The organism is Bacillus sp. AFS012607 (assembly GCF_002558005.1).
GTDB lineage: Bacteria > Bacillota > Bacilli > Bacillales > Bacillaceae_G > Bacillus_A > Bacillus_A thuringiensis_S.
The window spans coordinates 344,495-360,270 of sequence record NZ_NTVM01000005.1 but is presented as its reverse complement, the minus strand read 5'-3'; the positions used below and the strand labels follow the sequence as shown (position 1 = coordinate 360,270).

Here is a 15,776-nt window from a genome sequence, read left to right as displayed (position 1 = left end):
AAGTTACCCTCATTATACTGTTAGCATCATTTTTTTCCCAATGATTTGCTTATCTTATGTGTGCGTACGCTTAACAGCTTGCACATACTTTCGGACAGTCGCTACAGATACATTATATACATCTCCAAGCTCCGACTGTGTCATTTTATTTCCTTGTTCGCCGCGTACAATGTATTCAATCGCAGCTGACCAGCCGTACACATTTGTAAATATATCTCCAGATGTATATAAACGTATGAACGTACAAAACCAAAAGTGTAAACACTCTTCAATTAATTCATCATCTTTTTTCGTATAATTGTATAATGCATCCGCGATTCGTACGCACTGCTCAAATTGTTGTAAATCAGCTGGAATACTCTTATGACTATTAAGTAAAAAGAAGTAATTTGCAAGTTGTGATACGATGGGAACACCGTTCTTCGCTTGCGTTATATCAAAGAAGAATCCAACCTTCTCCGGCGTTGACAATTCATTCATTAAATATAAAGCCAGCATTTGTTCTTCTAACGTCGCACTTTGCTGAAATGATTTTCGTAATTCTTCAAATAGCAAACTTTGTCCTTCATCTGCTAAATTCAGCGCATTCCAGGGCTCTTTTCCTTTTTTATCAGGGTGCAATTCCACGACATGTTGCCACATTTTTTCAGCTAGTTGCTGATCTTTCACCATATAAGCAGAATATGCAAACCAATAATAAAAACTAACGTCTCCCTCGTATCCTTGACGCTTTAATAATTTGAACCATTTATATGCATGCTCGAAATAACCAATCGTTGCAAGTGTGGTTCCCAGTTTCAAACGATGTTCAAATGAAATCGGATATACTGAAACTAGCTGTCCCGCTAACGCTTCTACTTGTTTATGCTCTCCAATTGAATATAGAAAAATAAGCGTATTACAAAGCGCATGTATATTACCAGGATTTTTCTCTAAAATCATTTCTGTTAACTTCAGTGCCTTGTCTACATTGCCAGATTGAAAATGTGCAATGGCTAAATTATTATGACCTGACCAAAATTCCGGATAATCTTTCGTAACAATTTCTAATGTAGCAATTGCTTCTTCCAATTGTCCATTACGAATATAACGATTCGCTTCTTCCTGCATAACAATTAAATCATCTTCATCTTCAATCTCTTCCGCACCCATTGCTTCTTCTTCCATAATCTCAAGAAGTTCTAATGTATCTTCTACGAATTCCTTCTCTTTTGCAAATTCTAAATAGCGATCCGCATATTTCTTCGCCTGTTGAAATAACCCCATATATGCATAATTATTTGCAATAAAATAATAGCACTGTTCAAGTTCTGGATTAGATCTAACTAACTTTAAGAAGATTTGATTCGATTCTTGATATTCACCAGCCTCAGATAATACTGATGCTAATTGACATAAAATAAACGGCTCCTTCTCACTTTGTGCCGCTCTTCGAAAATATTTAATTGCATCTTGCAATTTTTGCCCTTTGTAAGCTCTCATCCCTTTTTTATAAAAGAAGTCCGCTAGCTGATTAAAAGAGATAACTTGTCCGTTCTCCTTATATATTCTTTGATTTTTCCCCATATATCCTCCAGTTTTTTGTTTTCTTCGTTCACACATTCTTCTATCTATAAGTATAAACGATTCCGTAAAAAACAAAACAGTATATTCTACTCAATTATTTCCTTTTTATTCATAAAAAAAGAAGAGAAATGTTACATTTTTACCATGAACCTTCTCTTGCGGTCATTTGCTCTTTCGTATAAATAATACGCATTGGATTTCCACCTACGAAAGCTCCGCTCGGTACATCTCTATGAACAAGTGTGCCAGCTGAGACAGTCGCACCATCTCCAATTTTCACACCTGGTAATATTGTTACATTCGCTCCAATCATCACTTCATTTCCAATGATGATTTCCCCAAGTCGATATTCACGAATTAAATATTCATGTGCTAAAAGCGTTGTGTTATAACCAATAATCGAATTCTCTCCCACAGTTATCTTTTCTGGGAACATAATATCCGGCATTACCATAAGTGCAAATGATGTTTTCTTTCCTACTTTCATCCGTAAAAAAGTACGGTACAACCAATTCTTCACAGATAAAAATGGCGTGTAACGCGCAATTTGGATAATAATAAAGTTTTTCATTACCTTCCAAAAAGACACTGTTTTATACACATTCCATAATGAATTTCCTCCTGAAACAGGATAGCGCGTTGTCCGTCGCACTTAGCTCGCTCCTCTACTAACTTACTTGGACCTTTATGAACGGTTCATATTAGACAAAATCGGTAGCAAATCACTCATTTTATTTAGCATAAAGTCCGGCTTGTAAGCTTCTAAATACGCTCTACCTTTCAACGTCCATGAAACCGCAGCTGTTTTCGTCCCCGCATTTTGACCACCGACAATATCATGATGATTATCCCCAACCATCAATGCCTCTTCTGGTTTTGCATCTAATAATTCAAGCGCTTTTTGAAGTGGCTCTGGATGTGGTTTCACATGCTCTACATCATCAATTGTCACGACAACATCAAAAAATTCATCAAGCTTTGACAACTGTAATCCCATCTCAACGGTTTGTCTCGCTTTCGTTGTAACAATACCAACTTTATAACCTTGCTTCTTCAACTCTCGAACTGTTTCATATACAGTTTCATATTCTTCTACTAATTCATCATGATGATCATGGTTAAATTCGCGATAGCTTGTAATCATCTCTTCAACCTTACTTTCATCAATCTTGCTGAAAGTATCATGCAAAGATGGACCGATAAATGGCAACACATCTTCACGCTTATATTGATTTGGATAATATGTATTTAAAGTATGTAAAAAAGAAGAAATAATAAGTTCGTTTGTATTAATTAAAGTTCCATCTAAATCAAATAACACTGTATTTATTCTCATTGCCTTAGTCCTTTCGCTTTCCTGAATATGAAAGAAGCAGCATCTTACAATAAGATGCTACTTTTCTCTAATTTTCCGAATATCTTTTATCAGCTTGCCCCATTTTTCGTCTCACAATAATGAAAATAATAGAAATAACAACAAGTCCAATTGACATTACTTGTGCAATACGAAGTGGTCCTAGCATTAAACTATCTGTACGTAAGCCTTCTACGAAGAAGCGTCCTACTGAATACCAAATTAAATATGTGAAGAATAATTCCCCGCGGCGTAAATTCACTTTTCTTAATGCAAGTAGTAAAATTACACCTACAAAATTCCATAATGATTCATATAAAAACGTCGGATGATAGTACACACCCTCAATATACATTTGATTAATAATGAAATCTGGTAAATGAAGACCTTCTAAAAACTGTCTCGTTACTTCATCACCATGTGCCTCTTGGTTCATAAAGTTTCCCCATCGGCCAATTGCTTGTCCTAGTAAAATACTTGGCGCAGCAATATCCGCCAACTTCCAGAATGAAACCCCGCGTCGCTTTGCAAAAAGAATTCCGGTAATAACCGCTCCGATTAAACCACCATGAATCGCCAAGCCACCTTGACGAATATTAATAATTTGACTCGGGTTTTGCGCGTAATATTCCCATTCAAAAATAACATAATACATTCTCGCAAATAGAATAGCGATCGGTACTGCAATTAATACAAGGTCAACAAATGTATCTTTTGGAATACCTAGCCTTTCTCCCTCGCGAGTTGCTAGCCAAAGACCTAATAGCACACCTGTACCGATAATAATCCCGTACCAATAAACAGGAAACGGCCCAAGTTGGACAGCTACGCGGTCAAGCTGCGGTACAGAACCTAACAGCATATGTATGACCTCCCTCTCCAATGTTTACTCCTGATTCCCTAACTCAATCGCACTCATTAATCGTTCTGAGAACTGCTGTGCTGCATTGACTCCCATACGCTTTAAACGGAAGTTCATCGCTGCTACTTCAATAATAACAGCCAAGTTTCGACCAGGACGAACTGGAAGTGTAATCTTCGTAAGTTCTGTATCAATAATTTTCATCTTCTCTTCATCAAGACCTAAGCGATCATAATTTTTCTTTTGATCCCAAATTTCAAGATTAATAACAAGTGTAATACGCTTATAATTTCGCACTGCCCCTGCACCGAATAACGTCATAACGTTAATGATACCTAGACCACGAATTTCTAATAAATGCTCAATTAAATCTGGTGAGCTTCCTACTAATGTGTCTTCATCTTCTTGGCGAATTTCTACACTATCATCCGCAACAAGGCGATGGCCACGCTTCACAAGTTCAAGAGCTGTCTCACTTTTACCAACACCACTTTGACCTGTAATTAAAACACCAACACCGTAAATATCCACTAATACACCATGAACAGCAGTTGTTGGTGCTAGCTTACCTTCTAAATAATTGGTTAAACGACTTGATAATCTCGTTGTCGTTTGAGAAGAACGTAATAAAGGCATGCCTGATTCACGTGATGCTTGTAATAACTCATCTGGTACATCTTGATTACGAGTTATAATAATACATGGCGTCTCCTCGGTACAAAGCGCTTTCATTCTCTCTTGTTTTTGTTCTGTCGTTAACGTATCAAAGAACGTAAGCTCCGTTTTTCCAAGAAGCTGCACGCGATCAGCTGGATAATATGTAAAGAATCCTGCCATTTCAATTCCAGGTCGTGATAAATCACTTGTATCAATCGGACGATGAATTCCTTCCTCACCACTTATTAACTCCAATTGAAATTGTTCAATTAAATCTTTTGTCCTTACTTTTGGCATATGTATAAACCTCCACTCCGCTGCGGGTTCAGTCTCGTTTGATGTAAAATTCCATTCTACCGGATATTGTACCATTTTTTTCTGGAAACAAGAAATACGGTTTCTGATAAATAGAAAAAAACATTTCATACGAATAATGAAATGTTTTTCTTTTTGTCATTTTCTCTTTTTTTCATATAGAGGTTCCACAATTACCTTTTCAATAATCATATTAAAAATTGAAATACAAATTGCCGCAACAATCGCTACACCAAATCCTGATATATTAAAAGCATCTCCTAATAATGAATCTGCTATTTTTAACGTAATCGCATTAATAACAATTAAGAAGAAGCCGAAAGTTACAACAGTAATTGGTAGCGTAATTAAAATTAAAAACGGCTTTACGAACACATTTAAAACAGCCAAAATAATACTCGCAATAATTGCAGTTTGTATATTCGCTACGTAAAACGCGTCTGGTGCAATCCCTTTTAAAAGTCCCGATACAGCGATTAACACAACGCTATTTACAAGAAGTGATACAATCCATCTCATTTTCTTACACATCCTTTTAACATATATATTTCATCATACGCTAATAGACAATAAACGCAAGTATCATACAAATACTTATACCAACTTATTCTACTCTTCACGCTTGTATACCTACCAACATTTCTTTGTGAAATAGGGACCACACCATCTATGTTCATGAGTTTTTACAAAAGTCCAAGTGAAATCTTTATCTACAATATAGATATCACCTTTATACGCATCATCTGTCTCACACAATGTATCATCCATATGTAATAAACTCGCATCCTTTATTAATAGTACCTCATCACAGTGTTGGTAGAAAATGTAGCACTCCTTTTTCACTTCATTATGAAACGCGCTCTCTGCTTCTATTCCTTCTAAGCACTTCTTTTTCTCATAACTAAATATGTGCCAAAGATATCCACATACATACTTATCTCCGTAAAAAAAAATGTCTTCTTTTTCTTCATCACTTAAATGGTTTGCAAAGTTATTCTCCCAGCGCTTCCGAAAATATACACCCCACTTTTGGAACTTTCTTACCTTCATATTCTTCTTTCGCAACACATCTAAAAACTCCATCATCTCCCCCTATACAATAAAAACCGAGTGTCATTTCCACCCGGTTTTATTCATACACTTATTGCGATAACTCTACTTCTTTTATTTTCTCTTTCATTCTTGCTTTATCACGATTTAAAATCTCTTTTAAATACTTACCAGTATACGAGCGCTCTTCTTTTACTACTTGCTCTGGCGTTCCCGAAGCGACGATTTGTCCACCTTTGTCCCCGCCTTCTGGTCCAAGGTCAACGATATAATCAGCTGTTTTAATCACATCTAAATTATGTTCAATTACAAGTACCGTCTCACCACTCTCAACAAGACGTTGCAGCACTTCTAGAAGACGTGCAATATCATGCGCATGTAAACCAGTCGTTGGCTCATCTAAAATATATAACGTACGACCTGTAGAACGGCGGTGTAATTCAGAAGCTAATTTCACACGCTGTGCTTCCCCACCAGATAATGTTGTTGCTGGTTGACCTAATTTCATATAACCAAGCCCAACATCTACAAGTGTTTGAAGTTTACGCTTAATTTTAGGAATATTGGCGAAGAATTCTACTCCATCTTCAATTGTCATCCCTAACACTTCAGAAATATTCTTATCTTTATATTTCACTTCTAACGTTTCACGATTATATCGTTTACCGTGACAAACTTCACACGGAACATACACATCTGGTAAGAAATGCATTTCGATTTTAATAATTCCATCTCCACGGCACGCTTCACAACGGCCACCTTTTACGTTAAAGCTGAAACGTCCTTTTTGATATCCGCGCACTTTAGCTTCGTTCGTTTGTGCAAACACATCACGAATATCATCGAATACACCTGTGTACGTCGCTGGATTAGAACGTGGTGTACGACCAATTGGCGATTGATCAATATCAATTACTTTATCTAAATGTTCAAGACCTTTAATCTCTTTATGAGTACCTGGCTTCGCTTTCGCTTTATATAACTTTTGCGCTAACGATTTATATAGTACTTCATTAATCATCGTACTTTTACCTGATCCAGATACACCTGTTACCGCTACAAACGTACCGAGTGGGAATGACATCTTCGCGTTCTTTAAGTTATTCTCTTTTGCGCCGACAATCTCCACTTTACGTCCGTCACCTTTACGTCTTTCAAGTGGAACTGGAATAAACTCTTTACCGCTTAAATATTTTCCTGTTAACGAATTATCATCTTGCATCACTTCAGCTGGTGTCCCTGCCGATACAACTTGCCCACCGTGAATACCTGCACCCGGTCCGATATCAAGTAAATAATCAGCAGCCATCATTGTATCTTCATCATGCTCAACAACGATTAATGTATTACCTAAATCGCGCATTTCTTGCAATGTACGAATAAGACGATCGTTATCGCGCTGATGTAAACCGATAGAAGGCTCATCAAGAATGTAAAGTACGCCAGTAAGACGAGAACCAATTTGCGTCGCTAAACGAATACGCTGCGCCTCACCACCTGATAAAGTTCCTGCGGCACGACTTAACGTTAAATAATCTAAACCGACGTTCACTAAGAACCCAACGCGCTCTTGGATTTCTCTTAAAATTAAATGAGCAATTTTTTGTTGTTTCTCCGTTAGCTCCACATTCGAGAAGAATTCCTGTACTTCTTGAACAGAATACTTCGTTACATCAGCAATCGTTTTATCACCAACGAAAACAGCTAAACTCTCAGGCTTTAAGCGTCCACCTTTACACTTCGGACAAGCTTGCTCTGCCATATACTTTTCCATTTGCTCACGGACATAATCAGAACTCGTTTCACGATAACGACGTTCGATATTTGGAATAACACCTTCAAATAAAATCTCATTTTCCTTTACTTGACCAAATTCATTTACATAGCGGAAATAAACTTTCTCTTCACCGCTTCCGTACAACACTTTATCAAATAAATCTTTCGGTATATCTTTCACAGGCACATCCATATCAACGCCGTAATGATTACATACAGATTGTAAAAGCTGTGGGTAATATTGTGAGCTTGTCGGTTCCCATGGAGCAATCGCATGTTCATTTAATGATAAATCCCAGTTCGGAATAACAAGTTCTAAATCTACCTCTAGCTTTGAACCAAGTCCATCACAAGAAGGACATGCTCCGAACGGACTGTTGAATGAGAACATACGCGGCTCTAATTCTCCGATTGAAAAACCACAATGCGGACAAGCATGATGTTCACTAAATAGAAGTTCCTCTTCTCCCATTACATCGATTAACACTCGGCCTCCGCCAAGCTTTAATGCACTTTCAAGTGAATCAGCAAGACGGCTTGCGATTCCTTCTTTTACAACAATACGGTCAATTACAACTTCAATGGAATGCTTCTTATTTTTATCTAACGTAATCTCTTCAGACACATCAAGCATTTCACCATCAACACGTACACGAACATACCCTTGCTTCTTAATATCTTCAAGTACTTTCACATGCGCTCCTTTACGCCCAGACACGATAGGCGCTAACACTTGTAATTTCGTACGCTCAGGATATTCAAGAACACGGTCTACCATCTGCTCGACTGTTTGTGATGTAATTTCAATCCCATGATTCGGACAAATTGGCGTACCAATTCGTGCAAATAATAAACGTAAATAATCATAAATCTCCGTCACTGTTCCGACAGTTGAACGTGGATTACGACTCGTCGTTTTTTGATCGATTGAAATCGCTGGTGACAATCCTTCAATCGTATCTACATCCGGCTTATCCATTTGTCCTAAAAACTGGCGCGCATACGCAGATAACGATTCTACATATCTGCGCTGCCCTTCTGCATAAATCGTATCAAATGCTAATGATGATTTCCCCGAACCAGACAATCCCGTTACAACAACAAGCTGATTTCTCGGAATGGTTACATCAATATTTTTTAAGTTATGTGCTCTAGCACCTTTTACAACGATAAAATCCTTGCTCTTACTCACTCTTTTCACCCTTCCGCTTTTAATTCTAATAGTAAATCTCTTAGTTCAGCTGCACGCTCGAAGTCTAACGCTTTTGCTGCTTCTTTCATCTCTGCTTCCATCTTCGCAATTGTCTTTTCGCGCTCTTTTTTCGTCATTTTCTTAGCAGGAGTTGCTTCGTATGTTTCTGTCTCTTCAGCCGCTGTCGTTGCACGGATTACATCACGAACGCCTTTTTGAATCGTTTTCGGCGTGATACCATGCTCTTCATTGTAAGCTTCTTGTATAGTACGACGACGCTGCGTTTCTTCAATTGCAATTCCCATCGATCTCGTTATGCGATCTGCGTACATAATAACGCGGCCGTTTTCATTACGCGCCGCACGACCAATCGTTTGAATTAACGAACGTTCTGAACGCAAGAACCCTTCCTTATCTGCATCTAAAATCGCTACAAGTGATACTTCTGGAATATCTAATCCTTCTCGTAATAAGTTAATACCGACAAGTACATCAAACTTACCAAGGCGAAGGTCACGAATAATTTCAATACGTTCTAACGTTTTAATTTCAGAGTGAAGATAGTTCACTTTAATTCCTACATCTTTTAAGTAATCCGTTAAATCCTCTGACATTTTCTTCGTTAAAGTCGTAATTAGTACACGTTCATTTTTTGCAATACGATCTTGAATCTCTCCTAATAGATCGTCAATTTGACCTTCAATAGGTCGTATATCGATTGGTGGATCTAAAAGCCCTGTTGGACGAATAATTTGTTCTATTACTTCTGGTGACTGCTCTAACTCGTACGGTCCTGGCGTCGCCGAAACGTAAATAACTTGATTTGTTTTCTCCTCAAACTCATCAAACATGAGCGGTCTATTATCTAAAGCTGACGGCAGACGGAATCCATGATCCACAAGCACTTGCTTACGTGCTTGGTCCCCGTTATACATCGCTCTTACTTGTGGCACTGATACGTGCGACTCATCCATAACAATTAAGAAATCTTCCGGGAAATAGTCCAATAACGTATACGGTGTTGCACCCGCTGGACGAAGTGTTAAATGACGGGAATAGTTTTCAATCCCTGAACAAAAGCCCATCTCGCGCATCATTTCTAAATCATAACGTGTACGTTGCTCTATACGCTGTGCTTCTAGCAACTTACCGTTATCATTTAATTCCTTTAAACGCTCTTCTAATTCTTTTTCGATATTTTCAATAGCGACCTTCATTTTCTCTTCACGTGTAACGAAGTGAGATGCTGGGAAGATTGCTACATGATCACGTTCTGCTAATACTTCACCTGTTAACGCATTTACTTCACGAATACGATCAATTTCATCGCCGAAAAATTCAATCCGAATACAATGCTCATCAAGTGATGCTGGGAAGATTTCAACTACATCTCCGCGCACACGGAATGTACCACGCTTGAAATCAATATCATTACGTCCATACTGTACATCAACAAGTTCACGAAGCAATTGATTGCGGTCCTTCTCCATACCAACTCGAAGTGACACAACTAACTCGCGGTATTCTTCAGGAGAACCTAAACCATATATACACGATACACTCGCAACGATAATTACATCGTCCCGTTCAAATAATGCAGACGTTGCCGAGTGACGCAATTTATCAATTTCATCATTAATCTGCGCGTCCTTTTCAATAAACGTATCTGTTTGTGGTACATACGCTTCTGGCTGATAATAATCGTAATAACTAACAAAATATTCAACTGCATTATTCGGGAAAAAGTCTTTTAGCTCACTATATAACTGACCTGCTAATGTTTTATTGTGAGCCATGACAAGTGTTGGCTTTTGCACTTCTTTAATGACATTTGAAATCGTAAATGTCTTACCCGTTCCTGTCGCTCCAAGCAACACTTGCTTTTTCTTTCCACTATTAATTCCCTCTACAAGCTTCTCTATAGCTACCGGCTGATCACCTTGCGGGGAATACGCTGAGACAATTTCAAATTGACGTTCCAAGAAAATCCGACCTCCTCATAAAAATCTGTATTATTATTTTACCACGAATACCTATAAAAAACCTAAAAAAACGAACAGATATTCGGTAAAGTTTTCGACAATATACACATAGAAAAAGGAAGGAGTAAATACTTCCTTCCTCTACTAACTCTATTTTTTAGGTACATATACTAAGTCATATCCATTGCGCCCATTTTCATTCACACAGTCTATTAACCTATAAGCCGTTTGCGATTCACGCTGCTCTTTAACAATCCTTTTACAGCTATCTTTATATAACCTTTTATCCTCACCAGCAAATTTGTCTTGTCTACTATCTAACACATAAAGGATATCTTTCCCACTATGCTCTAACGTTTGAAAAACCGGGTCACCTTCATCGGTATACTGTACAATTCTTATTTCATCAACTTTCCCTTGTTCCACATTCCAAACGAACTGCTCGAATTTATCTAGATTGGAAATCCTGGTTCCCTTTACAATGACATCATTCTTCTTGTTAATTGTAGTGTTAGATGGTGCACATGCTACTAAACTAAAGAGAAATAGACATATAAAACTGATTCTTTTTCCTATTGTCATCCTCTCCTATAAAAATTATTTGTATACCCAAAAGCTACTTTCAACTATGAAAGTAGCTTTTCTTTTCCTTTCTCCTTCTTCGGAAAAATCACATATGAAAATGAAATCGCTGTATCAACTAAAAATATAATTGCCCACACTTGGCTCACGCGACTTGCAGCTTTATTTAAAACGATTCCCGATTCTAACCAATTACCCCATTGTTCAAACGAAATAAATCCATACGCAAAGAAAAAGAATATGTGCACACCAACGAATAAAACAAGATGTAATACCCAATTTTTTATTTCCTGCTTCGCATAGGCCATACCTGTTAATTCTACGTGCTCTTCCATAATTGGCGCTGGTTCATTACGCCATTTCGCAACTAGCTTTTGCGCAAATATATCCAGCTTCTTCAAATCCTTTTTCCCGTAGAAAACTGCATACAATAAAATAATTACAGTAATGATTTGAAAATTAGAGAACTTTCCTGTTTGATAATAGTCCACTACCCCTAATGTTAAAATAAACACTTCATTTACGAGGAGTACAATCCCCATAATAAAGCTCGCCTTTTTCAAACGGAATCCGTAACGGAGTAAAAAGAAACCGATAGCTGATAACCAAAATACAATTTCTGCCCCAATTAAAAAATACCAACGATATTCTGCGAGTATACTCATTTATCCTTCTCCTTTTCATCATAAATACGAAAAGCTTCATCCATATATATTAAAAGTTCTTCTTCAATTGGATACATGCTCATTTTCTGTGAATCTTCCTTCGATTTTCTAACTTCCCATAACTTATCTAAAAATGCTTCGTCACCATTAGCCATTTCTAAACACTTCTGCATTAATTTTTTCGTTGCCCCTTGTACCTCATCATTAGCAGCTTCTTTACCTTCCTTCATAAAAGTACGGAATTGCTTTAATAAATCTACCCATTCTAAAACATTCGGATCTTCTTCACTCATATTCGGCAAATTGTGAAGCAACTTTTGTTCTTCCTTTGAAAACACTTCATTTTGGAATATTTCACGTATACGAGGAGACTGTTTCGAAAGCTGAATAAGTTCAAACATAACTTTCCAATCAAGATCTCCCTCCACATCTACCGAATAAACAACAGCTTGTAAAACACGCTCCATTCGATTAAATTTCTTTTGTTCTTCCTGTACAAACCGAAGTTGTTTTTCAAGAGAATCCTTTAAGTTAAGCTCACCTTTTACTAACATATTCGCAGCCTCTTTTAATGAAAATCCCATTTCCTTTAAAAATAAAATTTGTTGCAGCCTTATTACGTCAACTTCACTATATAAACGATGCCCACCTTCTGTTTTCCCGCTCGGCTTTAACAAATCTATTTGATCGTAATAACGTAATGTACGTACTGTAACCCCTGTTTCTCTCGTCAATTCTTGTATTGAAATCACTACCATCACCTCTTCCCCTTCATTATAAAAGATGACGTTACGTAACTTTCAAGTAATTTGTAAAAAAATACAAAAAGCTGTTTATACAAAGTGTATAAACAGCTTTTATGGAAATAACCCCTTTTGTATGGCGCGCCCACAAAATAAAATAAGTGCTCCAACAACAACACTCGTTGCCGTTTTATGATAATGGGCTAATACTAATAAATAATACGTTAAACCTACAGTACCAATCATAATACAAATACTTGGCACTGGATTACGAGAAAAGTTTTGCATTCCCCAAAGAAGCGCAAATATAGCTGTAGCGACACATAACACCGGTAATTCCATCCCAGTTCCCCTTTTTCTATCTATTATTCTTTGTTGCTAACACACTCGTCGATGCCATACTTATTAATAAACCAAAACCAATCCTTATATATTTAAACGTTTAATCTAATTGAAATCTCTCAAACTTATCATTTATTTTCTTTCCCCCTTACTCCAGCGTAAAGATTTCCTCCACCTTCACTCCAAAATACTTGGCGATTTTTAAGGATAACTCTAGACTCGGATTGTAATGATGATTTTCAATCGCCACTATCGTCTGCCGCGTCACCTGCATCGCCTTTGCCATTTCAACTTGCGTTATATGATTTTGCTTTCTTAACTCTTTTATTTTATTTTTCACACCCATAGGCTCCACCTTCAAAAGTAAAGATATCTTTACTTAAATTATAAATATTTTCCAGTAACAAGTAAAGATATCCTTACAAATTTTAGAAAAACATTTCACTAAACATCTACCCTAACAAAGTACAAGAGTAGTTCAATTTATATCAGCGTTTTTTTAATATATCGACATCGATAGCACTATAAGCATAAGAAAGAAGCTGTCCCAAAATATCTTTTGGAACAGCTTCTTCGTCCTACTACATAAATCCTAACGCATATACAAGAACGTATCCAAGAATAGAAAGGCAAACCGAGCCGATCAGCCCCGCCACGAATGCTTTACTTCCTAACTTACGGAACGTTTTAAACTCTACATTTAAACCAAGCCCCGCCATCGCCATTGCAATCAGCATGTAAGCAATGACAACAATGTAGCCGGCAACAACTTCTGGTATAACCCCGAGCGAATGCACTGCACTCATTGCTAAAAACCCGAAGATGAACCACGGAATTGGAAGTTCGCGCCATGATCTTTTTTCCTTGCTACCTTCACTCTTACCAAACCATAATCCGATTAAAATCGCTACTGGCACAAGCATTGCAACGCGCGTTAGCTTCACGATAACTGCGATATCTACAGCCGTGCTTCCTCCTGGCGCCGCAGCTGCGATGACATGAGCGATTTCGTGAAGCGTCGCACCTGAGAATACACCGTAACCGTATGGAGATAAACCAAGCACTGGATATAATAACGTATAAATAAGCGTAAATATAGTACCTAAAATTGCGATAATCGCTGCTCCAACTGCTGTTTCGTCATCTTTTGCTTTCACTTGCGGTGCAATTGCCACGACCGCTGCCGCACCGCAAATTGCTGTTCCACACGCTGTTAAAATTCCGAGTTTCTTTTCTACTTTAAATACTTTCGTTAGTCCATATACAACGAAAATCGTAAATGCAATAACAACCGCAGCGATGACCAATACTTTCGGCCCTGCCTTCGCAATATCAACAAGATTTAATCGCATTCCAAGTAAGATGATCCCAAAGCGAAGTAACTTCTTACTCGCGAAATTCGTTCCAGCTATCGCTTCTTGTGGAACTCCGATAGCTGCTCGCCAAACCATCCCAATTAGAATAGCAATTACTAATTGTCCCATAATATTTAAAAATGGAAGCTCTGCTAAATATTTCGCGGCAATTGCGATTAATAATGTAATCCCAATTCCTTGCGAAAATCCAAAGCCCTTCTTCTTTTGTATAACAAGTGTTTGTTCCACTTTGAACCACTCCAATAATCGTATTGGAACATGCATGTTCTTTCTACTTACATTATAAGAGAGTTTCTATAATAAGTTTAATACCAATACCAAATCTCTATCATCAGAAATACTTATGATAAGATGATAGAAAAAGAAAGGAGCCCATTATATGAACGTAGACATTTTAAAAATTTTTGTTACTGTCGTTGAACAGAAACACTTCTCCCGTGCAGCAGAATTATTAAACCTTTCACAGCCCGGAGTAAGTATGCATATACGCAACTTAGAAAACGAATTTGGCACTACACTTATTCAACGCTCCCCGAAGCACGTCCAAGTTACGGAAGCTGGAAACATATTATATATACATGCAAAGCAAATGCTCTCTCTTTACGAAGATGCTAAGCAAGAGATTAATGAACTACATAACGTTGTAACAGGAACACTTCGCATTGGTGCTAGTTTTACAATCGGCGAATACTTACTTCCAAAAATACTGGCTAACTATGCGAATGAAAATCCACACGTCGAAGTTCATACTTTCATCTCAAATACAGAAGACGTTTTGCAAAGCCTTCGCTCTAATCAAATCGATATCGGCTTAGTGGAAGGGCAAGTCGTATACGCCGACGTTGACGTTGAAACGTTTATGCAAGATGAAATGAAGCTCGTCGTTCCGCCAAATCATCCATTGCTCCGCACAAATGAAATAAATGAAAGCACACTCCAAGACCAAGTATGGGTACTAAGAGAAAGTGGTTCTGGTACACGTGCTTATAGCGATCGATTTATTCATCAACACCATTTAAAAATGAAGCGATTCTTTACATTTAGCAGTATTCAAAGTGTGAAGGAAGCCGTCGCCGCCGGTCTTGGCATCGCTATACTTTCTGATTGGACTGTACGGAAAGAGCTACTAGCAAAAGAACTATTCCACGTCGAGGTTCCAAATGAACAACTAATCCGTCCGTTCTCCATCGTGCGCGGCAAATATTTCATTCCCTCTAAAGCCATTCAAGTGTTCTTAAATCATGTAAATTCTTTTGCGAAAAAACAGCATTGACCTTCACATTAGTGTGAAGGTTTACAATACATGTAAAAGGA

The 15,776-nt window shown here is 37.7% G+C and carries 16 protein-coding genes; 1 reads left to right on the top strand and 15 read right to left on the bottom strand.

Features of this window, described 5'->3' with window-relative positions; all coding sequences use genetic code 11:
• Nucleotides 1–54: 54 nt before the first annotated feature.
• From CN409_RS04555 to CN409_RS04485, 15 genes are all read right to left on the bottom strand, one after another.
• Nucleotides 55–1,566 (bottom strand): tetratricopeptide repeat protein, encoded by a 1,512-nt coding sequence (locus CN409_RS04555; RefSeq protein WP_000517718.1) that lies wholly within the window; start codon nt 1,564–1,566, stop codon nt 55–57.
• 139 nt (nt 1,567–1,705) lie between these two features.
• Nucleotides 1,706–2,218 carry an acyltransferase gene (locus CN409_RS04550; RefSeq protein ID WP_001255086.1) on the bottom strand — a complete coding sequence of 171 codons (513 nt, stop codon included), beginning with the start codon at nt 2,216–2,218 and terminating at the stop codon, nt 1,706–1,708.
• Between the two features lie 33 nt (nt 2,219–2,251).
• Nucleotides 2,252–2,902: a pyrophosphatase PpaX gene (gene ppaX, locus CN409_RS04545; protein ID WP_097980971.1), complete on the bottom strand. Its 651-nt coding sequence runs from the start codon at nt 2,900–2,902 to the stop codon at nt 2,252–2,254.
• 67 nt (nt 2,903–2,969) lie between these two features.
• Nucleotides 2,970–3,782 (bottom strand): prolipoprotein diacylglyceryl transferase, encoded by an 813-nt coding sequence (gene lgt / locus CN409_RS04540; protein ID WP_000924241.1) that lies wholly within the window; start codon nt 3,780–3,782, stop codon nt 2,970–2,972.
• Between the two features lie 24 nt (nt 3,783–3,806).
• Entirely contained in the window at nt 3,807–4,736 is a 930-nt protein-coding gene (hprK, locus tag CN409_RS04535) for an HPr(Ser) kinase/phosphatase (RefSeq protein ID WP_001127251.1), read from the bottom strand.
• Between the two features lie 156 nt (nt 4,737–4,892).
• Nucleotides 4,893–5,273 (bottom strand): phage holin family protein, encoded by a 381-nt coding sequence (locus tag CN409_RS04530; protein WP_001267311.1) that lies wholly within the window; start codon nt 5,271–5,273, stop codon nt 4,893–4,895.
• A gap of 111 nt (nt 5,274–5,384) precedes the next feature.
• Nucleotides 5,385–5,837 (bottom strand): DUF4275 family protein, encoded by a 453-nt coding sequence (locus CN409_RS04525; RefSeq protein WP_000394721.1) that lies wholly within the window; start codon nt 5,835–5,837, stop codon nt 5,385–5,387.
• A gap of 58 nt (nt 5,838–5,895) precedes the next feature.
• Nucleotides 5,896–8,772 carry an excinuclease ABC subunit UvrA gene (gene uvrA / locus CN409_RS04520; protein ID WP_000045589.1) on the bottom strand — a complete coding sequence of 959 codons (2,877 nt, stop codon included), beginning with the start codon at nt 8,770–8,772 and terminating at the stop codon, nt 5,896–5,898.
• Between the two features lie 5 nt (nt 8,773–8,777).
• Nucleotides 8,778–10,754 (bottom strand): excinuclease ABC subunit B, encoded by a 1,977-nt coding sequence (gene uvrB, locus CN409_RS04515; protein ID WP_000441044.1) that lies wholly within the window; start codon nt 10,752–10,754, stop codon nt 8,778–8,780.
• A 150-nt stretch (nt 10,755–10,904) separates the two neighbouring features.
• Nucleotides 10,905–11,336 (bottom strand): DUF4362 domain-containing protein, encoded by a 432-nt coding sequence (locus CN409_RS04510; RefSeq protein ID WP_000151993.1) that lies wholly within the window; start codon nt 11,334–11,336, stop codon nt 10,905–10,907.
• 44 nt (nt 11,337–11,380) lie between these two features.
• Nucleotides 11,381–12,001 carry a hypothetical protein gene (locus tag CN409_RS04505; protein ID WP_000025208.1) on the bottom strand — a complete coding sequence of 207 codons (621 nt, stop codon included), beginning with the start codon at nt 11,999–12,001 and terminating at the stop codon, nt 11,381–11,383.
• Nucleotides 11,998–12,759: a MerR family transcriptional regulator gene (locus CN409_RS04500; RefSeq protein ID WP_000260349.1), complete on the bottom strand. Its 762-nt coding sequence runs from the start codon at nt 12,757–12,759 to the stop codon at nt 11,998–12,000. Before CN409_RS04500 ends, CN409_RS04505 begins: the two co-directional genes overlap by 4 nt.
• A gap of 99 nt (nt 12,760–12,858) precedes the next feature.
• Nucleotides 12,859–13,086, bottom strand: a complete 228-nt coding sequence (locus CN409_RS04495) for a hypothetical protein (RefSeq protein ID WP_000422656.1) — start codon at nt 13,084–13,086, stop codon at nt 12,859–12,861.
• A gap of 148 nt (nt 13,087–13,234) precedes the next feature.
• Nucleotides 13,235–13,432 carry a helix-turn-helix transcriptional regulator gene (locus tag CN409_RS04490; protein ID WP_000538364.1) on the bottom strand — a complete coding sequence of 66 codons (198 nt, stop codon included), beginning with the start codon at nt 13,430–13,432 and terminating at the stop codon, nt 13,235–13,237.
• 235 nt (nt 13,433–13,667) lie between these two features.
• Nucleotides 13,668–14,690, bottom strand: coding sequence for a YeiH family protein (locus CN409_RS04485; RefSeq protein WP_141527683.1), 1,023 nt, complete (start codon nt 14,688–14,690; stop codon nt 13,668–13,670).
• Nucleotides 14,691–14,841: 151 nt separating this feature from the next.
• Here CN409_RS04485 and CN409_RS04480 point away from each other — a divergent pair, with 151 nt between their 5' ends.
• Nucleotides 14,842–15,735 (top strand): LysR family transcriptional regulator, encoded by an 894-nt coding sequence (locus CN409_RS04480; protein WP_074790282.1) that lies wholly within the window; start codon nt 14,842–14,844, stop codon nt 15,733–15,735.
• Nucleotides 15,736–15,776 lie beyond the last annotated feature (41 nt).

Coding starts and splice junctions, on each gene's coding strand:
- CN409_RS04510 (WP_000151993.1), bottom strand. CDS start 11,336: ATGACAATAGGAAAAAGAATCAGTTTTATATGTCTATTTCTCTTTAGT.
- CN409_RS04505 (WP_000025208.1), bottom strand. CDS start 12,001: ATGAGTATACTCGCAGAATATCGTTGGTATTTTTTAATTGGGGCAGAA.
- CN409_RS04490 (WP_000538364.1), bottom strand. CDS start 13,432: ATGGGTGTGAAAAATAAAATAAAAGAGTTAAGAAAGCAAAATCATATA.
- CN409_RS04555 (WP_000517718.1), bottom strand. CDS start 1,566: ATGGGGAAAAATCAAAGAATATATAAGGAGAACGGACAAGTTATCTCT.
- lgt (WP_000924241.1), bottom strand. CDS start 3,782: ATGCTGTTAGGTTCTGTACCGCAGCTTGACCGCGTAGCTGTCCAACTT.
- hprK (WP_001127251.1), bottom strand. CDS start 4,736: ATGCCAAAAGTAAGGACAAAAGATTTAATTGAACAATTTCAATTGGAG.
- CN409_RS04495 (WP_000422656.1), bottom strand. CDS start 13,086: ATGGAATTACCGGTGTTATGTGTCGCTACAGCTATATTTGCGCTTCTT.
- CN409_RS04530 (WP_001267311.1), bottom strand. CDS start 5,273: ATGAGATGGATTGTATCACTTCTTGTAAATAGCGTTGTGTTAATCGCT.
- CN409_RS04525 (WP_000394721.1), bottom strand. CDS start 5,837: ATGGAGTTTTTAGATGTGTTGCGAAAGAAGAATATGAAGGTAAGAAAG.
- CN409_RS04500 (WP_000260349.1), bottom strand. CDS start 12,759: ATGGTAGTGATTTCAATACAAGAATTGACGAGAGAAACAGGGGTTACA.
- ppaX (WP_097980971.1), bottom strand. CDS start 2,902: ATGAGAATAAATACAGTGTTATTTGATTTAGATGGAACTTTAATTAAT.
- CN409_RS04480 (WP_074790282.1), top strand. CDS start 14,842: ATGAACGTAGACATTTTAAAAATTTTTGTTACTGTCGTTGAACAGAAA.